15 protein-coding genes are annotated in these 16,263 nt (G+C 59.1%); 7 read left to right on the top strand and 8 right to left on the bottom strand.

Going from position 1 to position 16,263, the window contains the following annotated elements:
• The first annotated feature begins 50 nt into the window (after window positions 1-50).
• From OCA5_RS03460 to OCA5_RS03445, 5 genes are all read left to right on the top strand, one after another.
• Window positions 51-1,256 carry a tyrosine-type recombinase/integrase gene (locus OCA5_RS03460; RefSeq protein ID WP_013912842.1) on the top strand — a complete coding sequence of 402 codons (1,206 nt, stop codon included), beginning with the start codon at window positions 51-53 and terminating at the stop codon, window positions 1,254-1,256.
• Window positions 1,257-1,462: 206 nt separating this feature from the next.
• Window positions 1,463-2,200: a hypothetical protein gene (locus OCA5_RS18655; RefSeq protein WP_244405978.1), complete on the top strand. Its 738-nt coding sequence runs from the start codon at window positions 1,463-1,465 to the stop codon at window positions 2,198-2,200.
• Between the two features lie 118 nt (window positions 2,201-2,318).
• A complete protein-coding gene (locus OCA5_RS03455) occupies window positions 2,319-2,564 on the top strand; it encodes a helix-turn-helix transcriptional regulator (protein WP_012564574.1) in 246 nt (81 codons plus the stop codon).
• A 257-nt stretch (window positions 2,565-2,821) separates the two neighbouring features.
• Window positions 2,822-4,501 carry a site-specific integrase gene (locus tag OCA5_RS03450; RefSeq protein ID WP_012564575.1) on the top strand — a complete coding sequence of 560 codons (1,680 nt, stop codon included), beginning with the start codon at window positions 2,822-2,824 and terminating at the stop codon, window positions 4,499-4,501.
• A 162-nt stretch (window positions 4,502-4,663) separates the two neighbouring features.
• On the top strand, window positions 4,664-5,590 hold the full coding sequence (locus OCA5_RS03445; protein ID WP_012564576.1) for a site-specific integrase: 927 nt from the start codon (window positions 4,664-4,666) through the stop codon (window positions 5,588-5,590).
• Between the two features lie 803 nt (window positions 5,591-6,393).
• Here OCA5_RS03445 and OCA5_RS03440 read toward each other — a convergent pair.
• On the bottom strand, window positions 6,394-9,471 hold the full coding sequence (locus OCA5_RS03440; protein WP_012564577.1) for an efflux RND transporter permease subunit: 3,078 nt from the start codon (window positions 9,469-9,471) through the stop codon (window positions 6,394-6,396).
• Window positions 9,471-10,592, bottom strand: a complete 1,122-nt coding sequence (locus OCA5_RS03435; protein WP_012564578.1) for an efflux RND transporter periplasmic adaptor subunit — start codon at window positions 10,590-10,592, stop codon at window positions 9,471-9,473. Before OCA5_RS03435 ends, OCA5_RS03440 begins: the two co-directional genes overlap by 1 nt.
• Window positions 10,593-10,992: 400 nt before the next feature.
• Here OCA5_RS03435 and OCA5_RS03430 point away from each other — a divergent pair, with 400 nt between their 5' ends.
• Window positions 10,993-11,694, top strand: coding sequence for a VIT1/CCC1 transporter family protein (locus OCA5_RS03430; protein WP_013912839.1), 702 nt, complete (start codon window positions 10,993-10,995; stop codon window positions 11,692-11,694).
• A gap of 349 nt (window positions 11,695-12,043) precedes the next feature.
• Here the strand turns inward: OCA5_RS03430 and OCA5_RS03425 are convergent, their stop codons facing one another.
• The 4 genes from OCA5_RS03425 to OCA5_RS19370 all read right to left on the bottom strand — a co-directional run bounded on the left by OCA5_RS03425 (window position 12,044) and on the right by OCA5_RS19370 (window position 13,904).
• Window positions 12,044-12,472 carry an EF-hand domain-containing protein gene (locus tag OCA5_RS03425; RefSeq protein ID WP_013912838.1) on the bottom strand — a complete coding sequence of 143 codons (429 nt, stop codon included), beginning with the start codon at window positions 12,470-12,472 and terminating at the stop codon, window positions 12,044-12,046.
• Between the two features lie 252 nt (window positions 12,473-12,724).
• Window positions 12,725-13,273, bottom strand: coding sequence for a DUF488 domain-containing protein (locus tag OCA5_RS03420; RefSeq protein WP_012564581.1), 549 nt, complete (start codon window positions 13,271-13,273; stop codon window positions 12,725-12,727).
• Window positions 13,274-13,282: 9 nt separating this feature from the next.
• Window positions 13,283-13,492 carry a hypervirulence associated TUDOR domain-containing protein gene (locus tag OCA5_RS03415; RefSeq protein ID WP_012564582.1) on the bottom strand — a complete coding sequence of 70 codons (210 nt, stop codon included), beginning with the start codon at window positions 13,490-13,492 and terminating at the stop codon, window positions 13,283-13,285.
• 1 nt (window position 13,493) lies between these two features.
• Complete coding sequence (locus tag OCA5_RS19370; RefSeq protein ID WP_193372366.1) at window positions 13,494-13,904, bottom strand: hypothetical protein; 411 nt, start codon at window positions 13,902-13,904, stop codon at window positions 13,494-13,496.
• A 128-nt stretch (window positions 13,905-14,032) separates the two neighbouring features.
• Here OCA5_RS19370 and OCA5_RS03405 point away from each other — a divergent pair, with 128 nt between their 5' ends.
• Window positions 14,033-14,479, top strand: a complete 447-nt coding sequence (locus OCA5_RS03405) for a DNA-3-methyladenine glycosylase I (RefSeq protein WP_012564584.1) — start codon at window positions 14,033-14,035, stop codon at window positions 14,477-14,479.
• 514 nt (window positions 14,480-14,993) lie between these two features.
• On the opposite strand, the gene OCA5_RS03400 is transcribed toward OCA5_RS03405, so the two are convergent.
• Window positions 14,994-15,377 (bottom strand): hypothetical protein, encoded by a 384-nt coding sequence (locus OCA5_RS03400; protein WP_012564585.1) that lies wholly within the window; start codon window positions 15,375-15,377, stop codon window positions 14,994-14,996.
• A 165-nt stretch (window positions 15,378-15,542) separates the two neighbouring features.
• A complete protein-coding gene (locus tag OCA5_RS03395; protein WP_012564586.1) occupies window positions 15,543-16,160 on the bottom strand; it encodes a hypothetical protein in 618 nt (205 codons plus the stop codon).
• Between the last annotated feature and the right edge of the window lie 103 nt (window positions 16,161-16,263).

Below are 16,263 nucleotides of genomic sequence, written 5' to 3'. Positions count from 1 at the left end.
CGGTGCTACCTATGTTGGTTCGAGGTAGCATCGCCGGTCGGGGGGATCGAATGCCGCAGGTGAAGCTGACCAAGAGCGCGATCGACGCGCTGCCAACGCCGTCCCATGATCTTGTTTATTGGGATCTCGGCTGTCCCGGATTCGGCGTCAAAGTAACGCCCAAGGGCCGCAAGGTTTTCGTCGTCATGTATCGAACAGCAGGATCGGGCTCACGCCTGCGCAAATATACTATAGGCCCGTATGGCCGGGTGACGCTTAATCAGGCGCGCGTGGCGGCGCAGAAGGTGTTTGCCGCAAAACTCGAGGGACGGGATCTCGCTGCGGAAAAGGCAGCCTCGCGCCGGCGAATAGTTGCGGACCGGGTTGAAGACCTGCTCGAAGCCTTTATCGCACAGCACGTCTCCCAGAATCGATCCGCGCGGGAAATCTCACGAATGCTGCGCCGGGAGGTCGGAGCTGTGTGGGGAAGCCGGAGCATTCACGAAATTAGCAAACGCGATGTGATCGCGATTGTTAACAGCATAGAGCAACGAGGAGCCCCCATCGCCGCCAACAAAATGCTGAAGACGATTAAAACCTTCTTCCGCTGGTGCGTGGGCCGCGCGTTGCTGGATCGCTCACCCGCCGATGGCGTCCCTCTTCCTGCCAAGCAGGTGGCGAGGGATCGAGTCTTGAGCGATGACGAACTCGTTCGAGTTATCCTTGCTGCCCGCCAACTCGGTGGTCCGTATGGCAACATCGTTGAGATGTTGGCGCTCACCGGTCAACGCCGCGAGGAAGTTGCCCGCTGTACCTGGGATGAGATCAATCTGACGACGCGAACCTGGCGACTTCCATCCGAGCGGACCAAGAATGGCAAAGCTCACGAAATTTACCTGTCGGATCAGGCAGTCGCAGTTCTGGCCCGCGCAACAACTGGCACCAAATTTGTGTTTTCGAAAACGGGAGCATTCGCGTTCCAAGGCTTTGGTCCTGCAAAGGACGAGATTGATAAGCTTTCTGACGTCACCGGATGGCGGCTTCATGACTTGCGACGAACTTGCGTCTCCGGCATGGCTCGACTCGGCGTTGCCCCTCACGTCGCCGATAAGATCCTCAATCACCAGACGGGCACGATCTCGGGTGTGGCAGCCGTTTACCAGCGGCACGACTTTCTAGCAGAACGAAAAGCAGCTCTCGAACTCTGGGGCGCTCACGTTGCGACAATCATCGACGACGCACGCTTAGTGAGTGCACGAGACCGAAGGGCCGCTTGAGGATTCAGATGCCTGCTTGTGGGCGCAGAGCGAATAGTCGGCTGATAGATCACATTCGCGATTGGTAGCCAGAAGCGTTACGTCTCTAAACTGCCTTTGGTCCACACCTTCCTTCACCCAAAGAGTGGCCAAAGTCCGCCAAAACCTCTTTATACGGAATATCTCGCAACTGGGGTCGCGCGAGATTGACGAAAGCATGTCGCCTTATGGCACGAATTCCCACTCGCGGCGCATCTGTAGGGGCTCCATGCCGGCCTGAGCGTTTGGGAATAGTGCTAACCGGGCTATGTCCCGATTTCGCCTTTAGCGCGTCAGATATCGATGACGTTTATTGGGGTCTTGCGAGTGTTATTGGGTCCTGGAAAGCAGAACGGGAACGGCTGAACAGTATCTCTCAGGCGAGAGCGCTTATCGCGATTGGCCGCAAGCTGTCGGCAAACGCCAAAGATCCTGACCCCGCAGTCATTACAGCGCTAAGCGGGCACGAAACGGGATGGCGTCAAGCCAGCGACATCGAACTCGTATCCCAACTTGCCGAGGCGCTCGCAAGAAAACCAGAAATAGGCTCGATTGCAGAAGCCAATCGTCGAATAACTGCTTTTCTGAAAAACCCCACACAAACGGATGCAACCATATTGGCCGCGGCCTGCTTGGACGCGGCCCAGAATCTCAAAGAGCAGGTCGGCGGCAGTGGCCGACCGAAACTGGATTGGTACGACGATTTTACAAAATTACTGCTCGAGATCGCTCAGAAGGCGGGCATCGAGCCAGCATTTTGGAAAGACCGCATAACGGGTGAACGGCATGGCTGGTTGTTCGAGGCTGCTCAACAACTTGAATCTTTTTTCCATGCCGGCATGCATTCGCCCGGCGGAGAGGCTTGTGGGAAACGCCTTGAAACCAGCCGACGTCGTCTGAGCAAGCGGCGACCCGAATCCGTCTGACGAGGTTTTCTCGATGTGACCAGTCCCGATCGATCCTCTAGTTGGAAAGCGGTTGCCGGATCGAGACCGCGATTGCGCGGCCGACATATTCGGCTCAACTCCAACAGGGGAATATTCGATGTCATCCAAGCTTTCCAATCCCAGTGGGACGCCGCCATCTGCACTACCGCAGGCAAATCCGGTCCTGCTCACCTCGAAAGAAGCCGCGCGGCTCCTCAATCTGAGCGTGTCATGGCTTGCCAAGCGTCGTCTCGCCGGCGACGGACCGGCCTACATCAAGATGGGTGGCGCGGTCCGCTACAGCCAGGCTGCCCTTCAGCAATGGATGAAGGCTCAGCAGCGCATGTCAACGAGCGGGCCGTGATGCCGATGGCAACGGCGGTCGCGAGCGTGAAATGCCATTGGCGCGAGGTTAGCGCCTGCCGTGTCAATGGCACTTGTGCGCAGAATAATCATCCATCTCTATACTAGACTATACATCAGAATGATCTTGTATAGATTATGATTAGGAAAAATCGCAGAAGTACATGTACCCTATATACTATTGACCACTTCCCAATCGGCGTTAGTATACATTAGACGGCTAGCCTCTCCATCAGCGTCATAACCGCCATGATCCCCATGCCTGAACAGAGCAAGCTTCTCGAACCGAGCTTCACCAGCGCGATCACCGCAATCGAGCAGGCAACCGACCTGACGAAGGAAGTGAAGCGGCACTGGGCCTGCTCGCTGCGCCAGATCGGCAAATGGCTGGATCGCCCGCTGGTAATGATCCCTGCGCGTTGGACCTCAATCCGGGGGCCGGTGAGCCAATTGCACCACGCGCGCGTCGGCGTTACCGCAAAGACTGTCGCCAATCACAAAGCAAACGTCGCAGCAGCGCTGCGCTGGTTCAGCAAGGAGCACAACGTATCCCCGCGCGGGGTCCCGCTGTCAGATGAGTGGGCGGCGTTGCGTGACGGCATTCATGACCGCGGCCGCCGCGCCCGTCTTTACGGTCTGATGCGCTATTGCTCCGGCAATGCTCTGCCCCCCGAAGCGATCGACGACGCCATCCTGGCTGCGTACCTGCGCTACCGCACCGAGACGACCGCGCTCGCCTCCAACACCATGGTCCACCGCTCCATGGCGCGGTCATGGAATGCATGTGCAGACGAGAATCCGAACTGGCCCAAGCGACGGTTGATGGAGCCTCCCGTCAAAGCCAGCGAGGGACCCGCCTGGGAGGATTTCCCGGAAGGGCTGCGCCGCGACCTCGATGCCTACGTCGCGGGGCTGGACAAAATGCGGAAGGTGAATGGCAAGCATCACCGCCCCTGTAGCCCACGAACCCTTCAAACACGGCGCGCAGAATTGGTGGCGGTGGCACGGATGGCGGTGCGCCAGGGTGTTCCGATCAGCAGCCTGCAATCGCTGGCTGATCTGCTCGATCCCGACGTCGTCGAGCGGGTTATCAACGCCTATTGGGACAAAAACGGCAAAGAGCCAAAGGTCTTCACCATTGATCTTGGCTGGAAGCTGCTCAGTCTGGCGCGTCAGATTGGTCTTTGCCCGGAAGCGATCGAGCGTCTCGACGAAATCAGGGTCTCATTGGAAGAACATCGCCACGGTGGACTGACGGGAAAGAATCTCAAGCTGATCCGGCAGGTGCTGAGCGATGGCATTTGGAGTGAGGTAGTCTCATTGCCGGACGCTCTCATGCGGCAGGCTCGCGCAGATCTGGCCCATGCTCCGATCAAAGCTGCTGTGACAGCACAAATTGCCGCCGCTATCGCGATCCTTTCGTTTGCCCCGATCCGGTTGGCCAACCTCGTCTCAATCGAGCTGGATAAAAATCTGATCAAGCCCGGGGGTCCGGTGTCGCCGTACTGGCTGACGTTCCCACATTATGACGTCAAGAACAGGGTCGACCTCAACTTTGCCTTCGACGGGGCCATGACCAAGCTTATCGATGAGTACATTCACGACTTCCGACCCAGCCTGTTGCGCCAATCGAATGTTTCATGGTTGTTCCCGGGCGTCGCCGGCGCACCGAAGACCGCGAACATGTTCAGCACCCAGATCACGGAGCGCATTCAGAAAGCCACCGGCTTGCGCCTGACCGTCCATCAGTTCCGTCATGCCTGTGCGGCGATCTATCTCAAACATCGGCCCGGCGAGTACGAAGTCGTGCGGCGTCTGCTCGGCCATCGCAATATCCAGACTACGATCAATTTTTACTGTGGTCTGGAGACAACGCAGGCGAGCGAAACTTTTGGCCAGATCATCCGCGAGCGCATCGGGTTCGATGCACTCGCCTAAAGGGACACCCCCGTGCTTTCAATATCACGGCAGACAAACTCATCTCTCAAGACAAAGGTGCGATCGCTGCCGATCGCGCTGTGGCCAAACGCCGATCGCGCAGCATGGATCTCTGCCTGCCGACCGAGTGAGCGCCTGAAGCGTGGCGGAACCGGTAGCCATATGAAGCCGGTCACACTCGACGATCTTGCGCGGCGATACGGATATTTTCTGGATTTTCTGGATAGGCACGGTCAACTCGACTCCGAGGCTGCCGCCGGCACCTCTGTCACACCCGAGAGGGTCGATACCTATTTGGCGGAACTTAAGGGTCGCGTGGGCTCGGTGACGGTCTATGGCTCGATCTACAAGTTGCGCCGGGCCTGTGAGCTGATCGATCCCAAACGGGAGCTGTCCTGGCTTGCCGAGATTGAGAGCGGCCTTGCAATGATACTGCGACCGCGATCAAAGGCGGGGCGCTGGGTGTTAACCGAAGTTCTGGTCGAGGCCGGCTTAACCCTGATCGCTGAAGCCGAAGGCTCCAAGACAATGTCAAAACTGGCTCAGGCGCGCCAGGTCCGAAATGGCCTGATGGTCGCTATGCTGGCTATGCATCCCATTCGGCTGAAGAATTTTGCCGCTTTGGAGATCGGGCGCAGCGTCATCCAGATAAAGGGCTCATGGTGGATCGCACTGCCTGCATCGGAGACAAAAGAACAACGCGCCGACGAGCGGCGTGTTAATGATTTACTCGCGCCAGCATTGGATCGCTATCTCCAGAAATACAGACCGTTACTGGCGAGAACCGGTGATCTGCCGCCCGCATTGTGGCTCTCGTCAAATGATGGGAATCCCATGAGCTACAACGGAGTTGAGTACGCCATCACCGAGACTGCACGCCTTACGGTCGGAATCGGCGTGAGCCCACATCTGTTCCGGACCTCATCGGCCTCCAGCGCCGCCATTTACGGCGGGGCCAATCCGCACCTTGCCAGCGCGCTTCTCCACCACACCGATTCTCGCGTCACCGAACGACATTACAATCACGCATCAAGCCTGACCGCGGCTGCTAGCTTGCGGGATATTGTTCGTGACTACGTAAAAGGGTGAGTTGGTCGGGTGTCACGGTGACTGGCCCCTATGGGGGTGGTCCGATTGAAGTGTTAGTTTAGAGATTGCATTTTGACTATCTCCTTTGGTGCCGGTCAGGCGAGAGCGCCGGTCCGAAGGTGGCTCGAAGGCCTTGCTCAGAAAATGTGCAGAAGACGAGGAGCAGGCTCGCGATCATCTTCCACAGTTCTCGCCTCAATCCAACGCCGCTGACAGAACAACCTGCGTTGAGGAAACTAGCAGTGATTGTCCGCACCAGCGCCGTGCGCGTCGGAACGCAATGCCCGTATCACAGATTCATGTGCAGATAAGTTGCTGTGACGACGCCTATTGCGGCACCAGCTGACCCGCACGATCTAGGCGTTCGCACGAGTCCGCACCGGAAAAGCACGAGATCGCTCCACAATCCGCGTTTGTAGGTAAGATCGACGACGAATTGATAGTTGAGCATCGGCGTGCTCGAGACGCACCGAGCCTACCTGTTTCTCCAGGCCGCCGACCACTTGGTTAGCCCGTTGTGACCAGCGCCACCATTTCTCGCTCGCGACACAACCGGGAGACACCATCCCGAAAACCTACTCAGTTCCAGCGGACCGCCGCTTCCCAGCGCTAAACAAAGATGCTGCGGATGCGCAGCGCGATCGGCTGAACTTGCCGCGCAACCATGCGGTGATGGGACAGTCAAGGGTGTCAACAGATCTCGGCAAGCAGCTTCCCATCCCAGGGGCTAGCTGGGCGGCACAGTCGAACGCTCGGTTAGGGCGTTACCGAACATGACACGATGTACATGACCTACGCGTTGATCATGCGGTCGCCTTACGTCGAGGGGCACCGAACCGGCGGTAGAGAATCGGTAGCAAGATCAGTGTAAGCGCAGTGGACGAGACGAGGCCGCCAATAACGACGATGGCGAGCGGCCGCTGGATTTCCGAACCCGGGCCGGTCGCGAACAGCAGCGGAATTAGCCCGAATGCTGTAATGCTCGCCGTCATCAGCACCGGACGCAATCGGCGCAGCGCGCCCTCAACGACAATGCGCGCCTCCGGTACGCCACGGGCGCGCAGCTGGTTGAAGTACGATACCAACACCACGCCATTGAGCACGGCGATACCAAGCAGCGCGATGAAGCCGACCGAGGCTGGCACCGAGAGATATTCGCGGGTGATTACCAGCGCAACCACGCCGCCAATCAATGCAAACGGAATATTGGCAAAGACAAGCACCGCATGGCGAACTGAGCCAAAGGTAGTGAACAGCAGGACGAAAATCAGTCCGAGCGCCACCGGTACGACAATCGCAAGCCGCGCTGCGGCGCGCTGCTGGTTCTCAAACTGGCCGCCCCAGGTAACGCGGTAGCTTCTTGGCAGGTTTATCTCAGCAGCGACCTTACGCTGCGCCTCTTCAACGAAACCCACCATGTCGCGGCCGCGGACGTTTGCGCGCACCACCGACATACGTGCACCGTTCTCACGATCGATTTTCACCGGACCATCAATGCGGCGGATCTGCGCCACCTGCGACAGTGCCACATGCTTGCCGGAAGCGAGCGTCAGCGGCAAGCTATCGAGCAGCACGGGGGCGTTGCGGGTTTGCTCGTTGCCACGGATCAGGATCGGCGTACGCCGTCCGTTCTCGAGCGCGATGCCGATCGTGCGACCCTCGATCTGCGTGCGCAACGCCGAGGCGATCGCATCGCCGGAGAGGCCGAGACGTCCGACTTCCAGCCGATCGATCACCACCGTATAATACTGCGCACCCTCGTTCGGCGCGGTGAAGACGTCCTTCGCTCCGTCAATCCCAGATAGGGTCGCAGCGATTTTAGCGGCGAACTCGTTGAGTCGATCGATGTCAGGGCCGAAGATCTTGACTGCAACATCGCCGCGCACGCCGCTGATCATTTCCTGGACCCGCATATCGATCGGCTGCGTAAAGCTGAACGAAATACCAGGAAAACGTGCCAAAGTTCGGCGGAGCTGAGCCAGTAAACTCTCCTTGTCGGCGTTCTGGTGCTGCTCGGCCGGCTTGAGCACCAGGAACGTGTCGGTCTGATTAAGTCCCATTGGATCGAGCCCAAGCTCATCGGAGCCGGTGCGAGCGATGATGCCGGCAACGTCCGGGACTTCCGCTAAAATCGCTGACTGGATGCGGCGGTTCATCGCGTTTGACTCCTCGAGATTGATCGAGGGAACCGTCTCGACGCTGATGATAATGTCGCCCTCGTCCATGGTCGGCATGAAGGTCTTGCCAACCTGGGTGAACAGAACACCGGCTGCGACCAAGGCCACGAGCGCGGCGGTCACGATCTTACTGCCGTTGGCGAGCGACCAGGACAGCACCGGGGCATAGAGGCGCAAGGCGACGCGTATCAGCCATGGCTCGCTGTGCGTACCTGGACGCAGCAGGAACGAGGTCGCGACCGGCACAATGGTGAGCGCTAGCAGCAGCGAGGCCCCGAGAGCGAAGATGATCGCCAGAGCCACCGGGATGAATAGCTTACCTTCGAGCCCTTGGAGCGTGAGCAGCGGCACGAATACCAGTATGATGATCAGTACGCCGGAAGAGACCGGTTGGAGCACCTCGGACACGGCACGAAAGATCACAGGGAGGGTCGAGTCGGTTTCACAACCGCGGTCACCGAGATTGGCCACGATATTCTCCACTACCACTACGAAGGCATCGATGAGCATGCCTATCGCGATGGCGAGTCCACCGAGACTCATCAGATTGGCAGACATGCCGGATAGCCGCATCACGATTAGAGCCGAGATGATTGCGAGCGGTAAACTGAGCGCGACAACAAGCGACGCCCGCCAGTCGCCGAGAAACAGCAACAGCAGTACGACGACCAGGGCCGTGGCCTCCCCAAGCGCCCGGACCACGGTCCCGACCGCTCGATCGACAAGCCTACTGCGGTCGTAGAATACGTCGATCGACACGCCCTTCGGCAGCGACGGCTTGAGTTCGTCAAACCGCAGGCGGATGTCGCGCACGAGTTGCGAGGCATTGGCGCCGCGCACCCCCAACACCAGCCCTTCGACGGTCTCGCCGCGGCCATGCGCGGTCACTGCACCGTAGCGCGTCAGCGCCCCGATCTGTACGGTGGCAACGTCACCGACACGGATCGGCGTGCCCTCGTGGACGTCAATCACAATCGCGCGAATGTCCTCAAGATTTCGAATGCTGCCTTCGATGCGCACCAGGGCGCTATCCTCGCCTTGGCTGACACGCCCTGCGCCGTCGTTGCGACTGTTCTCTTCAATGGCGCGGCGGAATGCGTCGCGGCCGATGCCGCGCGCCGCCAGAGCCGCCGAATCGGGTACGATCTCGAAGGCGCGGACATAGCCGCCGAGCGCATTGACGTCAGCGACCCCAGGGATGGTGCGTAGCGCTGGCCGGATTACCCAGTCGAGCAGCGAACGGCGCTCGGCGAGCGAGAGATCCGGACTATCGATGGTAAACATGAACATCTCGCCGAGCGGGCTCGTGATCGGCGCGAGCCCGCCAGCCACGCCATCGGGCAGATCGCGCGAGATGCCAGCGAGCCGCTCGGCCACCTGGTTGCGGGCCCAGTAGATATCGGTACCGTCCTCGAAATCGATCGTGACGTCAGCAAGGGCGTATTTGGTGGTCGAGCGCAGGATCTTCTTGCTGGGAATACCGAGCAGCTCGAGCTCGATCGGAACGGTGATACGCTGTTCGACCTCCTCCGGCGTCAGCCCGGGCGCCTTCATGATGACCTTGACCTGGACCGGCGACACGTCCGGAAAGGCGTCGATCGGCAGGCTCGGCAGGACCATGCTGCCGATGCCGAGCAACAGGAGGACGCCGAGGATGACGAGGACGCGCTGCGACAATGAGAACGCGACCAGGCGTTCGAGCATCACTCGCCGCTCCCGAGCCCGAGCAGCATGCCGCGTAGGGCAGAGAGGCCGCTGACCGCCAAGGCATCCTCGCTAGTCAGCGCGCCGAAGACGTGGAGGTGATCCTGGTCCTCGGCGATCACCTTGACCGGGACGATGCGAAAGCCGGCTTCGGTGGCGACAAACACTGACGCGGTCTCACCGCGGCGCGCCATGGCACCCGCCGGAATCTGCCAGGCAGACTCCGCTTGTGACGCGTAGCCGATCCGCGCCGACGCGGCTTGGCCGGGACGCAGCGTCCCGTCGTTGGCGATCTCAGCCCGAACCAACACGGTTTGGGTTGCGGGGTCGGTGGTCGCCGACACCAGCACGACCTTGCCGGGGGTGTCGTAACCTTCGACGTCCACCCGTGCACCGACCTTCACAGCACCCACGGTGGTCGCCGGCACAGCAATCTCGACCCACAGCGGTGACAACCGTGCGATCTTCAGCAGCGGCGAGGACTGCTCGAGCCGTACGCCGGGCGAAATTGTGAAATCGACGATGGTACCGGATTCGGGGGCGACAACGGTCAAACTCGGGCTGATCGCCGCCTCGTCGGTGAGGCGCGCCAGGGCGGCCTCAGACATGCCACTCAGCCGCAGCATCTGCCGCCGCTCGGTGAGCGCGATGTCGGCCTGCCGAGCCTCGGTCTCGCTCGCCTCGACAACGCGCTGCGGCACGGCGCGTCCGGCGAGCAGTTCCCTGTTGCGGCGGAGCTGCAGGTTCTGCAGCGCATCCTGCGCCAATGCGTGGAGATAGTCGCGCTGCAGCGACACGAAGGCCGGGCTTTCCATCGTCACCAGCGGCTGCCCGCGCAGCACCTGCTCACCGCGCGCCGCTGCGAGGCTCGTCACCATACCGGCAATCGGCGTACTGACGACCCAGAGGTGCGGCGTCGGGATAACGATTGCCGCCGAGAACGGCACGGTCTGGTCGGTCGGGCTCGGCACCGGATGCGCAGTACGGATCCCAAGGCTATGGATCTGCTCCGGGTTGAGCATCAATTCCTGCTCGGTGGCCGATGCCAAAGTTGCTAGCGCGGTTACGACAGTCGCCGCAACCAACGCGCCGCTCAGGATGGAACGAAAAATAAGCTGCATCGAACTATGCTGCTTGGCGGTGCATTATTCAGGACCGAATTTGAAAAGTGACATTCGACCTCCAGACTGCTTACCGGATAAGCTTACGTCCCCATGGAGCAATGGGGATACGATGGTTCGTCCTACGCTAACCTGCCCGACCGTGGGCGCATGTGACAAATCTCAAGCAAATCCACCGGCGAGGCCCGATATCTTGGCTGTCTCGGTATGGAAAGGAACTGCTGCCAATGGCAATCGCTGATACATCGTATGCTATATGCTATCTCGATCATGCGTCAGAGATTTGTCAGAAATCAAATAGTTGAAAACGAAGGAACCTGGGCTGCCAGCCTCGTCAAACCGGTCGATGATCCACACTCTCTTGGCCGGCGTTTTTCAACTAGCTTCAAGGTGTCCGAAGATGAGCCGCTTGCATAGTCATCCGGAAACCCATTTGGTCCAGCGCATTGGCTGGCTCAGGGCGGCGGTGCTCGGGGCCAACGATGGCATTATCTCGACGGCTAGCCTCATTCTCGGAGTGGCGACCGCAGCTGCATCGAAGGAAGATGTCCTGCTCTCGGGAGTGGCCGCCCTCGTCGCTGGTGCCATGTCGATGGCGGCCGGCGAATACGTCTCTGTCAGCTCTCAATCTGACACGGAGCGGGCCGATCTCGCAAAAGAGCGCCGCGAACTGCGCGAGCAACCAGAATTCGAGCTCGAGGAGCTCGCTCAGATCTATATGGCGCGTGGCCTCGAGGCAGGGCTCGCGCGGGACGTAGCTCGGCAGCTCATGCTCAAGGATGCGTTGGGCATTCATGCTAGAGATGAGCTTGGAATTTCAGAGATTAGCACCGCACGGCCGACCCAAGCCGCTCTCGCATCGGCAGCTACATTTTCGATCGGCGCAGCAGCCCCGCTCGCGCTTGTGATGATTGCACCCCTGAATTGGCTCTTGCCGACGGTCGCGGCCGGCTCGTTGGCGTTTCTTGCTGTGCTCGGGCTTCTCGGAGCTCGCGCCGGCGGCGCCAGCGCGCTCAAGCCCACCATCCGCGTGACCATCTGGGGAGCACTTGCGATGGCAACGACCACGGTAATCGGCGCGATTTTTGGGAAGATTATCTAGTGTCTCGAATCCGAAGTTCGCCACATCATGCGACGTCCTCAGTAACGAACTTCAGACTCGAAAGGACACTAGCAAATCTATGATTCTAGTGTGGTGGTTCAGAAGTTCGCTTGAGGGGCTTTGCAGAGAAAATGAAGCGGACTTCTGAACCACCACACTAGGGTCAAGAGATAACCGGGCGAGCGCGGAAGCAGATCGTACACCGGGCTTAATTCGCTCAATCTGGAAACTAGGCACTCTTGTGCATGATATGCACGGTCTGCACCGCACCGCCTAGTCTCGCCAGAAGCCCGCATCTCGCAGCGGATTCTGAAAGTCGTACCGCCCCACGAGGCGACGCTTCACCACACTACTGCTGCGGCGTGGATTCTTCGGCACCCTGCATGAAGGACTGCATCTCGTCAAAGGTGAGGCGGCCATCCTTGTCGGAGTCCATTGCCTTGAAGATGCGCTCGTGGGCCGCCTGAAACTCCTGCAGTGAGACGGTCCCGTCACCATTACTATCCATCAGAATGAACATGATGCGCACCATGACTGGGCGACCCATCGCACCCATCGGCGCTGACATATCACCTGCCATTCCCCGTTGCCCCATCATGCTAGGGCTCATCATACCGGGGCCCATCATGCCTCCCTGAACCGAGCCTTGCTGTTGCGTTGGCTCCTGACTCGGACGCTGCATCATCGAACCACCACCCCCTGACTGGGCAATTGCCGCTGTGGCCGCACCGGCCAGAATCAATGCAGATGTGGCGAGAACTAGAACGCTCTTTTGCATCTCAAATCCTCCTTCGAACGCCCCGCAGTCTCAAAATAATATTGAGGATCGGTTTCAGATGAGCAAGATCATCTGACCAGTACGTTTGGACATCCCACATTCGTGATGTCCCACCGGTAGAAAACCCGTGTCACGACCAAAATCCGGACACTTCACCTGTGGGGAATAATGAAACCGGCTGGCGAGTGCTTCGGCACGTCCGGCTGGGCTGTAAGAGGCTCATATTCGACGACAAGGATGCAGATTCGCGGCTCACGACGCGGACTCGTTCGCCTCGGGGTAAATGATCGTCTTGTCAGGGCGGACGACAGCACCGGATGTCAGGCGCGCGGCTTCGATCCGATTGTTCCCCATGATGTGAAATACCATCTCGCCGCGTGCGATCAGATTGTCGGCTATCAGACGACGGTGACAGCGCCACCAGACGGCTTCCGAACACATAACCGCGCTACACCGCTTCCGCCCTTCCTCGATCAAGCGTTCGAGTCCCTCGTGGAACGTCTCCGACAAGGCGTAGTCGGCGTAGTTACGGAAGCTCCTGTTCTCCCAAAAGCCATTGACATCCGAAGAAAGACCCGCGGCTTTGCCGCGATAGCCGCCAAGCGCGGCAATATGTTCGTAGGAGATCTGAAATTCGGCCAGGGCGCCGGGAAGCGTTTCCATGTTGAATTGCGGATTGGCCCTTGACATTGGCATCTTCCTGACGTCCACGACGCACTGGACCTGCGGCTCCCTTAGCAGATCGACGAACTCCTCAAGGCTTCGGTTGGAATGCCCGACGGTGAAAAAAGGCAGCGTCATGCGTCGCCTTCACACATGGCTTAGCGCACTGCCCTTGTGAGCGGCGACGTGGTCTGTTTTGTCGCTCTTGATCTCGTATTGAGGATCATCCTCCGAGGCGCGATGCGTGTGCCCCTTGTAGTCAAATTCACGCGTGTAAACTTTGACGATCTTTCCGGTGACGTGGCCGGCTTCGGAATTCCAGCGCACATGATCGCCGACCTTGAATTTCCTCGCCATCTCATTCGCTCCTCTTTTGAATATGAATCTTAGGCTGCTGGTCTCGTCCTCTGCCATCAATCGCATCGATAATTTCGTGTTCCGCCGCCGCTCGGATCGCGGGCCAATTTCTTTGGCCGGAAAATAAGGCAACATCCGCCGAACCCATGTGCGTAACAAGCAAACGAGCGTCGTCGACCTTGCGGGCCTCGATCGGAACATAGAGAGCAGCGATGTCTCCATTGTACCCAGCGGAGCGATCCACACGACCGCTCCGCGTCAGACGCCCGTAAAGGGGCTTTGCCGTGTAATGACCTTGAAGCGTCTCGCGGACCTTCAGCTCGTGAAAGTCATCGCGATGCAACGGGTAACGGAAGTAATAGGAAGTCCGCCGAACACGCCGTAGTTCCTCCAGATCGAGATCATCAATCATTGGATTGCCTTGCTGTTTCGCCTTCCGATCATCTCTTTCGCCTTGTAATCCCGGAATGTAAGTCAGAAACCCATGCCCAACAGGTCGCGAGCACTGCTAATTTCAACTGTAACGCTGGCGAGGTTTGATTGATCCGCAAATTCCCAGATATCATCGCGGAGGCCGCGAGCCGAAAAGGTGGATCGTCGTCACTGGAGACCGCCTTGGCCGCCACCCCCGCATTTCCACCTTCGGCTATCGCCGCGAAACCTGACGATCGTATCCTCGCGGAGATGAGCCGGTGGATCTTTTATGCAGGCTTTTCCGCCCGTGTGGTCGACGCCAAATGGCCTGCGTTTGAGCGCGTCTTTAGCCGCTTCGATCTGCCGATCAACGCGTCCATGGACGATGACCGGATCGATGCACTCAGTCAGGACCACGACATCATTCGCAACCGTCGGAAGATCCGCGCTGTGCGCACGAACGCCCAATTATTGCTGGACTTCGCCAGTTCGGGCGGCTTTCCGACAAAATCGGTCGAACAGAGGCGAACTGTGATCACTGTAAAGTGGACAGTTAGCCAAACGGCGACCTAAGCCGGACGAGTAAATCCTTCCCATAAAGGACACTCTCTCCGCCATCTCCGCCTAGCCTGAAGAGAACACTTCCAGGCGTTGAATTTTTAGCGATATTTCAATCACAAATGAGTTCGTAGTTTTATTCTGAAGGGGGCGCGTGAACGGATTCGAACGTCTGCTCCCAGATTCGTAGTTTCGTGCTTTCTTGAATCGAGATTTTAAGTACGCAAAGGGTGATGGGCCATCTCGCTTACAAAAACGGCTTTATTGCTACCTATATGCAGCCTCAAGCGAATCTTTGAATCTTACATCTGCACAAGATATTGAAACTACATATCAAAATCTGACAATTTATAATCGAACTCTCCCCGTTGGGGAGAGGGTTGGGGTGAGGGGTTCTAGATATCAAATTTAGAATCTGAACCCCCTCACCCGGATTGCTTCGCAATCCGACCTCTCCCCACGGGGAGAGGTAAAGACGGCATCGCCGCGCCTTCCGCGGCACTAACGCCCGCCCACCTCGTATCCCGCCTTAGGCGCTGATCGGATCGACTTCGTCATCGGCCAGCGGCGGAAGCGTCCGCAGCGGCTTGGTCGACAGCGTGATCGAGCGGCGGCCGGACTGCGTCTCCCGCTCCGGCTGCGGCGCCTCGCGTGACAGCGCATAGAGCGTGGTGCCGACCACCCCGCCCTGCTCTCTCAGATCCTGCTCGCTGCAGGTGGCAGCGATCGCGAGGCTCATCGAATGCAGATGGGCGCGGCGATAGCAGAACAGCGCCAGCATCGCCCGCACGTCACCAGACACGCTTTCCACGAGTTGAGCGAGGCCGTGCTCGCTGGTGCGATACAGGTTGCCCAGCAGATCATCCCCCACCGGACAGGCATCATCGTCGAAGGATACGCGGCTCAAAGACATGGCTCTCTCCCTTCCGAAAAGGATGCGATGCAATTTGCTAACGGAAGGTTAACCATACGGGGGCGTCAGCAAACTCCGCCCTCGTCATTCCCGGGAATGCGGAAATCTGGGCTTGAAGCCGGGCCCGTTAGCGGAGACGACGAATCGAATCAGCCTCTGAAGACGTCAGTCTTCTTTGAGCCAGCGCGCGACCGGCATGACGTCCGGTGCCTCGGCATAATTCTTCGGCCACATATCGACGACCCATTCCGTGCTGGTGGCACGATCGACGATCACCGCAGTGTTGTGCGGGGTCTGGAAGGCAAACGGATTGCCGCGGTAGCGCGGATTGCCGACGCCGTGGAACTTGAGGAGATTCCACTCGCGCAGCACCAGCAGGAGGCTCGTGGTGTCGCGTGTGGTGTCGAAGCAATCGAAATTGGTGGCGTCCGACCCGGCGCGGATGTCGGCCTTGGCGATGCGTTTCGTGGTGCCGATCATCGGACCGACGCGGCGATCGAACCAGATCACCGCCTTCTGGATTGCGGCGCGCTCGGCAGCAGCGTTGGCCTTGCCCGCCGCCATGATCTGCGCAAGCGCGCGGCGATCGCCATCCGAGAACGCAAGCGTCGCGCGGCGGCGGCAGACGAAGCCGTAACACACCGTCATTTCGCTCTTGGAGGGCGGGTTGATCGACACCGAGCTGTAGAGATCGGCCTGCGGCCCGGTGAGTTCGATCGCATGCGCGGGCGCAATCGCGGCCAGCGCCAGAAGCGCGAACGACGGAAGAATGAGGCGACGCATGAACACCCTGCCCGAAGATACTTTTGCTGAAGGCTAGTCGAGCACGGCGTCGCGGCCAAGACATTGCGTCCCGCGCGGGCATCGGGTGTGGATATTTTCCCGC

It is taken from the genome of Afipia carboxidovorans OM5, from assembly GCF_000218565.1.
GTDB lineage: Bacteria > Pseudomonadota > Alphaproteobacteria > Rhizobiales > Xanthobacteraceae > Afipia > Afipia carboxidovorans.
The sequence above is the reverse complement of the archived record's forward strand: the minus strand, read 5'-3'. Positions and strand labels throughout refer to the sequence as shown.